Origin of the sequence: Kosakonia sp. 1610 (assembly GCF_050435845.1) — a bacterium.
Taxonomy (GTDB): domain Bacteria; phylum Pseudomonadota; class Gammaproteobacteria; order Enterobacterales; family Enterobacteriaceae; genus Kosakonia; species Kosakonia cowanii.
In genome coordinates, this window is the sequence record NZ_JBNDKZ010000007.1 from 210304 (window position 1) to 221180 (window position 10877).

The 10877-nt window shown below is 55.4% G+C and carries 10 protein-coding genes and 1 other annotated feature; of the genes, 6 read left to right on the plus strand and 4 right to left on the minus strand.

Annotated elements, in window-relative coordinates; genetic code table 11:
* Positions 1-166 precede the first annotated feature (166 nt).
* The 3 genes from aroF (at position 167) to ABIC80_RS18585 (ending at position 3309) form a co-directional block, all read left to right on the plus strand.
* Entirely contained in the window at positions 167-1237 is a 1071-nt protein-coding gene (gene aroF / locus ABIC80_RS18575) for a 3-deoxy-7-phosphoheptulonate synthase AroF (RefSeq protein WP_023480662.1), read from the plus strand.
* 9 nt (positions 1238-1246) lie between these two features.
* Entirely contained in the window at positions 1247-2368 is a 1122-nt protein-coding gene (tyrA, locus tag ABIC80_RS18580; RefSeq protein WP_076769061.1) for a bifunctional chorismate mutase/prephenate dehydrogenase, read from the plus strand.
* 68 nt (positions 2369-2436) lie between these two features.
* Complete coding sequence (locus ABIC80_RS18585; RefSeq protein ID WP_094421636.1) at positions 2437-3309, plus strand: SMP-30/gluconolactonase/LRE family protein; 873 nt, start codon at positions 2437-2439, stop codon at positions 3307-3309.
* Here the strand turns inward: ABIC80_RS18585 and pheA are convergent.
* From pheA to bamD, 4 genes are all read right to left on the minus strand, one after another.
* Positions 3306-4466: a bifunctional chorismate mutase/prephenate dehydratase gene (pheA, locus tag ABIC80_RS18590; protein ID WP_042718544.1), complete on the minus strand. Its 1161-nt coding sequence runs from the start codon at positions 4464-4466 to the stop codon at positions 3306-3308. The genes ABIC80_RS18585 and pheA overlap by 4 nt on opposite strands.
* Positions 4467-4488: 22 nt before the next feature.
* Positions 4489-4614: a sequence feature (Phe leader region), on the minus strand.
* Positions 4563-4613: a pheA operon leader peptide PheL gene (pheL, locus tag ABIC80_RS18595; protein WP_200134660.1), complete on the minus strand. Its 51-nt coding sequence runs from the start codon at positions 4611-4613 to the stop codon at positions 4563-4565. (Overlaps the previous feature by 51 nt.)
* A 98-nt stretch (positions 4615-4712) precedes the next feature.
* On the minus strand, positions 4713-5048 hold the full coding sequence (gene raiA, locus ABIC80_RS18600) for a ribosome-associated translation inhibitor RaiA (protein WP_288883712.1): 336 nt from the start codon (positions 5046-5048) through the stop codon (positions 4713-4715).
* 268 nt (positions 5049-5316) lie between these two features.
* Complete coding sequence (gene bamD, locus ABIC80_RS18605; protein WP_023480633.1) at positions 5317-6054, minus strand: outer membrane protein assembly factor BamD; 738 nt, start codon at positions 6052-6054, stop codon at positions 5317-5319.
* Between the two features lie 131 nt (positions 6055-6185).
* Between bamD and rluD the strand changes: the two genes are divergently transcribed.
* The 3 genes from rluD to clpB all read left to right on the plus strand — a co-directional run bounded on the left by rluD (position 6186) and on the right by clpB (position 10596).
* On the plus strand, positions 6186-7166 hold the full coding sequence (rluD, locus tag ABIC80_RS18610; RefSeq protein WP_054804222.1) for a 23S rRNA pseudouridine(1911/1915/1917) synthase RluD: 981 nt from the start codon (positions 6186-6188) through the stop codon (positions 7164-7166).
* A complete protein-coding gene (gene yfiH, locus ABIC80_RS18615; protein WP_312606585.1) occupies positions 7163-7894 on the plus strand; it encodes a purine nucleoside phosphorylase YfiH in 732 nt (243 codons plus the stop codon). Before rluD ends, yfiH begins: the two co-directional genes overlap by 4 nt.
* A gap of 128 nt (positions 7895-8022) precedes the next feature.
* Complete coding sequence (gene clpB, locus ABIC80_RS18620; protein WP_429178147.1) at positions 8023-10596, plus strand: ATP-dependent chaperone ClpB; 2574 nt, start codon at positions 8023-8025, stop codon at positions 10594-10596.
* Positions 10597-10877 lie beyond the last annotated feature (281 nt).

Here is a 10877-nt window from a genome sequence, read left to right on the forward strand (position 1 = left end):
GTCTGTAAAGTAAATATTACAGATGGCAGCCATATAAACGCTATTAAAGTTGGTTGTGTAACGATATCTGTACGATTTGTGGATTGAAATCTTTACCTGATGTGATATGGTGTCAGCTCCCTCGCTTGAGGAAACCTATCGCACACGAGCCATACAGGATTTGATCATGCAAAAAGACGCGCTGAACAACGTACACATCACCGACGAGCAGGTTCTGATCACCCCGGAACAGCTGAAAACCGCATTCCCGCTGACCAGCGAACAAGAGGCGCAAATCGCGCAATCCCGCCAGACCATCTCCAACATCATTGCCGGGCGCGATCCGCGCCTGCTGGTGGTCTGCGGTCCTTGTTCCATTCACGACCCGGAAGCAGCGCTCGAGTACGCCCGTCGGTTTAAAACCCTTGCCGCAGAGGTCAGCGATAGCCTCTACCTGGTGATGCGCGTCTATTTTGAAAAACCCCGTACCACCGTTGGCTGGAAAGGGCTGATTAACGATCCGCATATGGATGGCTCGTTTGATGTGGAAGCTGGCCTGAAGATTGCGCGTCGTCTGCTGGTGGAGTTAGTCAGCATGGGTCTGCCGCTGGCGACCGAAGCGCTCGATCCGAACAGCCCGCAGTTCCTCGGCGATCTCTTTAGCTGGTCGGCGATTGGCGCGCGCACCACGGAGTCACAAACCCACCGTGAAATGGCCTCCGGTTTGTCGATGCCGGTCGGCTTCAAAAACGGTACCGACGGCAGCCTGGCTACCGCCATCAATGCGATGCGCGCGGCTGCGATGCCGCACCGCTTCGTTGGCATTAACCAGGCCGGACAGGTCTGCTTGCTGCAAACCCAGGGCAACCCGGATGGCCATGTGATCCTGCGCGGTGGCAAAGCGCCGAACTACAGCCCGGCGGATGTCGCGCAGTGTGAAAAAGAGATGCAGCAGGCGGGACTGAAACCGTCGCTGATGGTAGATTGCAGCCACGGGAATTCCAATAAAGATTACCGTCGCCAGCCTGCCGTTGCCGAATCCGTTGTCGCGCAGATCAAAGATGGCAACCGTTCGATTACCGGCCTGATGATTGAGAGCAATATTCACGAGGGCAATCAATCATCCGAGCAGCCGCGCTGTGATATGAAGTACGGTGTTTCTGTTACCGATGCCTGCATCAGCTGGGAGGCGACCGAAGCGCTGCTGCGTGAAATCGACAGCGATCTGCGCAATAGTCTGGCGGCGCGTTTTGCATAAGAGGGTGTTATGGTTGCTGAACTGACCGCGCTGCGCGATCAAATTGATGAAGTGGATAAGGCGCTGCTGGGGCTGCTGGCGCGCCGGCTGGAACTGGTGGCGCAGGTGGGCGAAGTCAAAAGCCACTACGGGCTGCCGATTTATGTTCCCGAGCGTGAGGCTTCAATGCTGGCCTCGCGGCGTAAAGAGGCCGAGGCGCTGGGCGTGCCGCCGGATCTAATTGAGGATGTGCTGCGCCGCGTGATGCGCGAATCCTACTCCAGCGAAAACGACAAAGGGTTTAAAACGCTCTGTCCTGCGCTGCGTCCGGTGGTCATTGTTGGCGGCGGCGGCCAGATGGGGAAACTGTTCAGCAAGATGTTGACGCTCTCTGGCTACCAGGTGCGTACGCTGGAGAAAGAGGATTGGGCGCAGGCAGAGACGCTGCTGGCGGATGCGGGCATGGTGATTGTCAGCGTACCGATCCACGTCACCGAAGCGGTAATTGCGAAGCTGCCACCGCTGCCGGAGGACTGCATTCTGGTCGACCTGGCGTCGGTGAAAAGCGGCCCGTTACAGGCGATGTTGTCGGCGCATAACGGCCCGGTGCTTGGTCTGCACCCAATGTTTGGCCCGGACAGCGGTAGCCTCGCCAAACAGGTAGTCGTGTGGTGTGATGGTCGCAAACCAGAAGCGTATCAGTGGTTCCTGGAACAGATTCAGGTCTGGGGCGCGCGGCTGCACCGTATCAGTGCCGTCGAGCACGATCAGAACATGGCCTTTATCCAGGCGCTGCGCCACTTTGCCACCTTCGCTTATGGTCTGCACCTGGCAGAAGAGAATGTGCAGCTTGAGCAGTTGCTGTCGCTCTCATCACCGATTTATCGTCTTGAGCTGGCAATGGTGGGGCGGCTGTTCGCCCAGGATCCGCAGCTTTATGCCGACATTATTATGTCCTCGCCCGATAATCTGGCGCTGATCAAGCGTTACTACCAGCGCTTCGGCGAAGCGATCGGCCTGCTGGAGCAGGGCGATAAGCAGGCATTTATCGACAGCTTCCGCAAAGTGGAGCACTGGTTCGGTGATTATGCCCAGCGTTTCCAGAGCGAGAGCCGTACCCTGTTACGCCAGGCCAACGACAGCCGGGCGTAACTTCAAAAGCCGTTTATACTGAAAAGCCAGTGGTCACCCGCTGGCTTTTTTTATTTAAGGGATGCGCAATGGCTGAGTTGCAGAGACTGTTTGATTACACCGGACATTTACCTGAGTGTCCGACCTGGAGCGAAGCCGAACAGGCGCTCTACTGGGCTGATATTCTGGAAGGTGAAATCCACCGTTACCGGCTGGAGACGGGCGAGCATACGGTGCTCTCGTTCCCGGAAGAGGTGGGCTGCTTCGCGCTGCGTGAGAAGGGCGGTTTTATCGTCGCCATGCGGCAGGCTATCTGGCTGACGGACGAGCGCGGGCTACTGCGACAGAAAGTGTGCGATAACCCCTCTAACCCGCAGCTGGCGCGTTTTAACGATGGCGGTACCGATCACCATGGCCGCTTTTATGCTGGCACCTTCTGGGCGCCGGGAGATTATAACGGCGCGCTGCTGCTGCGCGTGGATAACGATCTGACGCCGAAAGTGGTGCAGTGTGATATTCACGGCGCAAACGGGCTGGCCTTCAGCCATGACAAACAGTGGATGTTCACCTCTGATACACCACACGGCGTAATTTACCGTACGCCGCTGGATGAGCAGGGCGAGCCGGGGCGGCGCGAGCTGTTCCGTCGCTTTAACCCGGGCGAAGGTATTCCGGACGGTGCGGCAATGGATGTCGAAGGGTGCTACTGGAGCGCGATGTATGACGGCTGGCGAATTGCGCGTTTCTCACCGCAGGGCGAGCAGCTGGAAGAGTACCGTTTGCCGGTGCGCTGCCCGACGATGGTCTGCTTTGGCGGGGCGGATATGCAGACGCTGTTTATTACCACTACCCGCGAAAATATGGATGAGCAGGAGATTGCTGATTATCCGCTTTCGGGGGCGATCTTCACCCTGCCGGTGTCGGTGGCAGGGATGAAGAAAGCGCTCTTTATCGAGCGTTAAACCGGGTCGACCGGCACGACGTTTTCGCTGGGGTAGCAGCCCAGCACTTTCAGTGAGCGGGTGATGCTGCCCAGCTCGCGCAGCGCTTTTTGCATCGCGCTGGCGTGCAGGTTGGCCTGAATATCCAGATAGAACATCTCTTCCCACGGGTTGCCGTGGATCGGGCGCGACTCCAGCTTGGTCATGATCAGGTTGTGGTTGCGCAGCACCAGCAGCGCTTCTACCAGCGCACCCGCCTGTTGCCCGGTCGCCATCAGCAGCGTGGTTTTCGCCGGTACCTGCTCGGATACGTCAATCGCTTTTCGCGCCAGCACCACAAAACGGGTAATGTTCTGTGTCTGGTTCGCCAGGTTGCGCTCCAGCACCTGTAAACCATACAGCGCGCCACCCGGTTCATTGCCCAGCGCCGCGACGTGCGGTGAGTTCAGTTGCGCGACTTTCTCCATCGCCGCCGAGGTGCTTTCGCAATACTCAATCTTCCAGTGCGGATAGCGGTTCAGGAACTGGCTGCACTGCTGGAACGGTTGCGGATGGCTGTAGACCGTCTGGATCTGCTCAAGAGTGGTGGTACCTGATACCAGCACGCAGTGATCGATAGGAACGGTTAGCTCGCCGACAATCGACAGGCTGGTGTGCTGCAACAGATCATAGACATCGTTAATCGCGCCCGAACTGGTGTTCTCCAGCGGCACGACGGCGTAATCCGCCTGGCCGGTTTCAACCTGACTAAAAATATCCTGAAAACGTGCGCAGCCGCTCTCGATAAACTGCTCGAAATGGCGCGCGGCATACTGGCGCGCTGCAAGATGCGAATAGGAGCCTTTCGGCCCAAGAAACGCGATACGCGCAGAGCGTGGGTTGATGTTGTTGAGGTGGTGCTGGAGCAGGGCTTGCTGGGTGAGAACAGAGTCTTCAATGATGAGCTGAAACAGGCGGGTGATGTAATGGGCATCTAAATGATGCGTTTTGCCAAGCTCGATTAAATGTTCCAGCAGGGCCCGCTCTCTGTCGATATCGCGTACCGGGCGGTGGGAGGCGAGTTTCGCTTTGCCAACTTCAACGGAGAGCTGGCGGCGCTCGGCCAGCAGCGTCAGCAACTGCTCGTCGAGCGCGCTGATCTTCACGCGTAAATCCAGTAAGGGGTTTTCAGCCGTCATGTTGTTGCCTTTCATTGTTATCAATAAAAAAGCCTCCCGGTTTGGGAGGCTTTATTGTTCGTCTTCGCACTTTTTCTCACAAAACGAATCGCCTCCCTAACTGGGGAAGGTAAAAAAGAGTGCGAAGAGAAACGGGGTGGTTTTCATTATTTTTCCTGTTGAGCGAGGGAGTTAAAGTAACTGCTCTCTTTTCGCTCTGTCAATAAAAAACGCGCCCGCAGGCGCGTTGGAAACTCAATGTAGAGACTACTCTTCTTCTTCAACGAAGTTGGCATCTTTCACCGATGTTGCGGCGCGACGCGCTTCGCCTTTGTGCTGCACTTTATTGAGCTGCCGTTCCAGCTTGTTGATCAAATCGTTGATGGCGATATACATATCATCGTGTTTAGCGCTGGCGACAAGCTGCCCGTTAGGCGTACTGATGGTCGCATCGGCGGTAAAGCCCTGTGGCTCTTTAGAGAGGACGATATGGGGATTAATCAGCTGAGTTTGCCATTTATCCAGTTTGGCGAGACGGTCGGTGACATGCTGGCGGATTGCCGGAGTAATTTCCATTTGTTTACTGGTAATGTTCATTGTCATACATCTTACCTCTCTGTCTTTCCGTCTAAGTCACTTCAGCATAGCGCGCCTAATGTCAAAATGTGTGATTAAAATCACGTAATTTTGTCACTTTTTGTCAAAGGCGAGGGGTTTGTGAGGCAGGGCAGGAAGAGGGGAAATATAGCTTGTCGGATGAGAAGTTAGCGGTCATAGTTGATAGGTTGCATTGGCGCGAAAGCACGACAGCCAGGCATTCAACGGATAAAAAAACGGCAGCCCAAGGGCTGCCGTTTTGCGTTTACAGGCGTTATGCGTTGCTGTTATTGGCAGCGATAATTTTCGCCACTTTGTCAGCCTGCGCATTGAGCTGCAGCTCGCGGTAAGCGTGCTCCATCAATGGCAGCGCATCGCGCGTCGCTTTGGTATCCGGGAAATCACGCAGCATGCCTTCCACGCGATTGGTCACCGCAACCCACGCACCGCGATCGGTGTAGTACTGCGCGACGGAGTATTCATACTTCGCCAGACGATCTTTCAGGTAGACCAGACGCTTGTTGGCATCGGTCGCATACTGACTTTGCGGATAACCGCGCACCAGACGTGAGAAGTCATTGAACGCATCACGCGCATGAGCCGGATCGCGATCGCTACGGTCAACGCCGAAGAAGCCCTGCAGCGCACTGTCATCAAGCGCCATGTTGGTCAACCCGCGCATATACATCACGTAGTCGATGTTTGGATGCGTTGGGTTAAGACGAATAAAGCGATCGATGGCGGCCTGCGCCAGCGGCAGATCGGCGTTTTTGTAGTAGGCGTAGATAAGATCTAACTGCACTTGCTGGGAGTAAGGACCAAACGGATAACGATTATCCAGAGCTTCCAGTTGCGTTATTGCCGCCTTCCAGTTACCGTCTTGCAGCTTTTGCTGGGCGGTCGCGTAGATTTCGTTTGGTGGATTATCAGGTACCTCTTCCTTAGAACCGGAGCAACCTGCCAAAGCCAGACTTAACGTGGCGGCTGCCACCAGATATTTCAAGCGCGTCATAACGTTTAGACTTTCCTCAGAATGTTCATGCGGGAGATTCTTTACTCCTGCTCCCGACTAAGACCAGCTACAATAGCACACTATATTAAACGGCGAAGCCGTAAAACCCAACGTTAACGAAGAAGCTGTATATGGCACAACTGGTACAACTCACCGCAACGGTATCCGAGAATCAACTCGGTCAACGCTTAGATCAGGCTTTGGCCGAATTGTTCCCTGATTATTCACGTTCGCGTATAAAAGAATGGATTCTTGATCAGCGCGTGCTGGTCAATGATGTCGTTAGCGACAAACCGAAAGAGAAAGTGTTGGGCGGTGAGCGCATTGCTATCAATGCGGAAATTGAAGAAGAAGCGCGCTTTGAGCCGCAGGATATTCCTCTCAATATCGTCTATGAAGATGACGATATTCTCGTCATTAATAAGCCGCGCGACTTTGTCGTACATCCCGGCGCCGGTAATCCTGACGGTACCGTGCTGAATGCGCTGCTTCACTACTATCCGCCGATTGTCGACGTACCGCGCGCTGGTATTGTGCACCGTCTGGATAAAGACACCACTGGTCTGATGGTCGTGGCGAAAACCGTTCCGGCGCAAACCCGACTGGTTGAATCCTTGCAGCTGCGTGAAATCACCCGTGAATATGAAGCGGTTGCCATCGGTCATATGACCGCGGGTGGTACGGTGGAAGAGCCTATCAGCCGCCATCCGACCAAACGCACCCATATGTCCGTTCACCCGATGGGCAAACCGGCCGTCACGCACTACCGCATTATGGAGCATTTCCGTATCCATACGCGCCTGCGTCTGCGTCTTGAAACTGGCCGTACGCACCAGATCCGTGTGCATATGGCGCATATTACCCATCCGCTGGTGGGCGATCAGCTCTACGGCGGTCGTCCTCGTCCGCCGAAAGGCGCATCGGATGAGTTCATTGATGCGCTGCGCAAGTTTGACCGCCAGGCGCTGCACGCGACCATGCTGCGTCTCTACCATCCCATTACCGGTATTGAAATGGAGTGGCATGCGCCAATTCCACAGGATATGGTCGATCTTATCGCCGCGATGCGCGCGGATTTTGAAACCCATAAGGATGATGTCGCTTGGTTATGACCAAACTGATCGTCCCGGACTGGCCGCTGCCGAAAGGCGTGGCGGCCTGCAGCTCAACGCGTATCGGCGGTGTAAGCCTGCCGCCCTATGATGCCATGAACCTCGGCGCGCACTGCGGTGACAACAGCGAGCATGTCGAAGAGAATCGCGCGCGCCTGTTTGCGGCGGCGGGCTTGCCTTCTAAACCGGTCTGGCTTGAGCAGGTGCACGGCACGGCGGTATTGAAGCTCGACGGCGAACCCTATGCTTCAAAACGCGCGGATGCCTCATACAGCAACACGCCGGGCACGGTGTGCGCGGTGATGACCGCCGACTGCCTGCCGGTGCTGTTTTGTAACCGGGATGGCAGTGAAGTGGCGGCAGCGCACGCTGGCTGGCGCGGACTGTGCGGCGGCGTGCTGGAAGAGACGGTAGCCTGTTTTGCCGACAAACCTGAAAATCTGCTGGCGTGGCTTGGCCCGGCGATTGGTCCGGAGGCCTTTGAAGTGGGCCCGGAAGTGCGTGAGGCATTTATGGCTCACGATGCTGAAGCCGAACGCGCATTTCGCCCGCAGGGTCATAAATATTTTGCTGATATTTATCAGCTGGCGCGTCAGCGGCTGGCAAGCGTCGGCGTCGAGCATATCTACGGCGGCGAGCACTGCACCTTCAGCCAGCAGAGTGATTTTTTCTCATACCGCCGGGACAAGACGACCGGGCGTATGGCAAGTTTCATTTGGCTGATATAACCTAACGAATCAAGACGATCCAGTACGCGTGAGTTTTCTTCACATAAATCAGGTCAATCACCTTGAATAATTGAGGGATGACCTCATTTAATCTCCAGTAGCAAATTTGACCTGTTATGGGAGGGGTTATGCGTCTGGATCGTCTTACTAATAAATTCCAGCTTGCTCTTGCCGATGCCCAGTCGCTCGCACTGGGGCACGACAACCAATTCATCGAACCACTTCATTTAATGAGCGCCTTACTGAACCAGGAAGGCGGTTCGGTTCAACCTTTATTAACCTCTGCCGGCGTCAATGCTGGCCAGTTACGTATTGCTATCGAACAGGCGCTGAGCCGCTTACCACAGGTAGAAGGTACCGGCGGTGATGTGCAGCCTTCGCAAGATTTGGTGCGCGTGCTTAACCTTTGCGACAAGCTGGCGCAAAAACGGGGTGATAACTTTATATCGTCAGAGCTGTTTGTTCTGGCTGCGCTGGAGTCACGCGGCACGCTGACGGATTTGCTGAAATCCGCTGGCGCAACGACCGCGAACGTGACCCAGGCTATCGAGCAAATGCGTGGGGGAGAGAACGTGAACGATCAGGGGGCTGAAGACCAACGTCAGGCCTTGAAAAAATTTACCGTCGATCTGACCGAGCGTGCCGAGCAGGGCAAACTTGACCCGGTCATCGGCCGTGACGAAGAGATCCGCCGCACCATCCAGGTGCTGCAGCGCCGTACCAAAAACAACCCGGTATTAATTGGTGAGCCGGGTGTCGGTAAAACCGCCATCGTTGAAGGGCTTGCGCAGCGCATTGTGAACGGCGAAGTGCCGGAGGGGCTTAAAGGCCGCCGCGTGCTGGCGCTGGATATGGGCTCACTGGTCGCCGGGGCAAAATATCGCGGTGAGTTTGAGGAGCGCCTGAAAGGTGTGCTCAACGATCTCTCCAAACAGGAAGGGAACGTCATCCTATTTATCGACGAATTGCATACCATGGTCGGTGCCGGTAAAGCCGATGGCGCTATGGATGCGGGGAACATGCTGAAACCGGCGCTGGCGCGCGGTGAACTGCACTGCGTCGGCGCAACGACGCTCGATGAATATCGCCAGTACATCGAAAAAGATGCCGCGCTGGAGCGCCGTTTCCAGAAAGTGCTGGTGGCTGAACCCTCTGTTGAAGACACCATCGCTATTCTGCGCGGTCTGAAAGAGCGCTATGAGTTGCACCATCATGTGCAAATTACTGACCCGGCGATTGTTGCGGCGGCATCGCTCTCGCATCGCTACATCTCCGATCGTCAGTTGCCGGATAAAGCCATCGACCTGATCGATGAAGCGGCATCCAGCATCCGTATGCAGATTGACTCTAAACCGGAAGAACTCGACCGGCTTGACCGACGCATTATCCAGCTCAAGCTGGAACAGCGCGCGTTGATGAAAGAGTCTGATGAGGCGAGTAAAAAACGCCTCGACATGCTGAACGAGGAGCTGGAAGAGAAAGAGCGTCAATACTCCTCCCTTGAAGAGGAGTGGAAGGCCGAAAAAGCCTCTCTTTCCGGTACGCAGACGATTAAGGCTGAGCTTGAACAGGCGAAAATCGCCATGGAGCAGGCACGTCGTAATGGCGACCTGGGCAGAATGTCTGAGTTGCAGTACGGTAAAATCCCCGAGCTGGAGAAACAGCTGGCGGCGGCTACGCAGAGCGAAGGCAAAACCATGCGCCTGCTGCGTAACCGTGTAACCGATGCGGAGATCGCCGAAGTGCTGGCGCGCTGGACCGGTATTCCCGTCTCGCGAATGATGGAAGGTGAGCGTGAGAAACTGCTGCGCATGGAACACGATCTTCACCACCGCGTGATTGGTCAGGATGAGGCTGTCGATGCGGTCTCTAACGCCATTCGCCGCAGCCGCGCAGGGCTGTCCGACCCGAACCGCCCGATTGGCTCCTTCCTCTTCCTTGGGCCGACCGGGGTCGGGAAAACCGAGCTGTGCAAGGCGCTGGCAAACTTTATGTTTGATAGCGACGACGCCATGGTGCGTATCGACATGTCCGAGTTTATGGAGAAACACTCCGTGTCGCGGCTGGTCGGCGCGCCTCCGGGCTATGTCGGATATGAGGAGGGCGGTTATCTGACGGAAGCGGTTCGTCGCCGTCCCTATTCTGTCATTCTGCTTGATGAAGTAGAGAAAGCGCATCCGGATGTCTTCAACATTCTGTTGCAGGTGCTTGACGACGGTCGATTGACGGACGGGCAGGGCAGAACGGTGGACTTCCGTAATACGGTGGTCATCATGACCTCTAACCTTGGGTCCGACCTGATTCAGGAGCGTTTTGGCGATCTCGATTACGGCCATATGAAAGAGCTGGTGATGGGCGTGGTGAGTCAGAGCTTCCGTCCTGAATTCATCAACCGTATAGATGAAGTGGTTGTGTTCCATCCGTTAGGTGAAAAACACATTGCTTCTATTGCGCAGATCCAGCTGCAGCGGTTGTATAAACGTCTCGAGGAGCGTGGCTACAGCGTGACGCTTTCCGACGAGGCGCTGAAACTGCTTAGCGCCAATGGGTACGACCCGGTTTACGGTGCGCGGCCGTTGAAACGTGCGATCCAGCAACAGATAGAGAACCCGCTGGCGCAGCAGATCCTCTCTGGCACCCTGATTCCGGGCAAGCCAGTGCAGCTTGTGGTGAAAGATGACCGCATTGTTGCCGTTCAATAAAAGATAAAAAACTGAAAAACGGGCCTCTTGAGGCCCGTTTTTGTTTAATAAAACAGCAGAAATAGACGCTTTTCACAGTTTCTGCCTGGAAAGTGAGCGAACGGTAACTTTTTTCAAATTAAGGGTTGTCAGCAGGAATTAACTCCCTATAATGCGCCTCCACTGACACGGCACAACGGCAAACAAACCGGCCTGTCAGGTGAAGAATTCTGAAAATAATCAGTTGACTTCACAGCGGGAAAGCGTAATATGCACACCCCGCGCCGCTGCGAAAAGCGAAG

What these genes read in the sequence shown, in the direction of transcription:
- aroF (WP_023480662.1), top strand. Translation starts at nt 167, where the DNA reads ATGCAAAAAGACGCGCTGAACAACGTACACATCACCGACGAGCAGGTT.
- tyrA (WP_076769061.1), top strand. Translation starts at nt 1,247, where the DNA reads ATGGTTGCTGAACTGACCGCGCTGCGCGATCAAATTGATGAAGTGGAT.
- ABIC80_RS18585 (WP_094421636.1), top strand. Translation starts at nt 2,437, where the DNA reads ATGGCTGAGTTGCAGAGACTGTTTGATTACACCGGACATTTACCTGAG.
- pheA (WP_042718544.1), bottom strand. Translation starts at nt 4,466, where the DNA reads ATGACGGCTGAAAACCCCTTACTGGATTTACGCGTGAAGATCAGCGCG.
- raiA (WP_288883712.1), bottom strand. Translation starts at nt 5,048, where the DNA reads ATGACAATGAACATTACCAGTAAACAAATGGAAATTACTCCGGCAATC.
- bamD (WP_023480633.1), bottom strand. Translation starts at nt 6,054, where the DNA reads ATGACGCGCTTGAAATATCTGGTGGCAGCCGCCACGTTAAGTCTGGCT.
- rluD (WP_054804222.1), top strand. Translation starts at nt 6,186, where the DNA reads ATGGCACAACTGGTACAACTCACCGCAACGGTATCCGAGAATCAACTC.
- yfiH (WP_312606585.1), top strand. Translation starts at nt 7,163, where the DNA reads ATGACCAAACTGATCGTCCCGGACTGGCCGCTGCCGAAAGGCGTGGCG.
- clpB (WP_429178147.1), top strand. Translation starts at nt 8,023, where the DNA reads ATGCGTCTGGATCGTCTTACTAATAAATTCCAGCTTGCTCTTGCCGAT.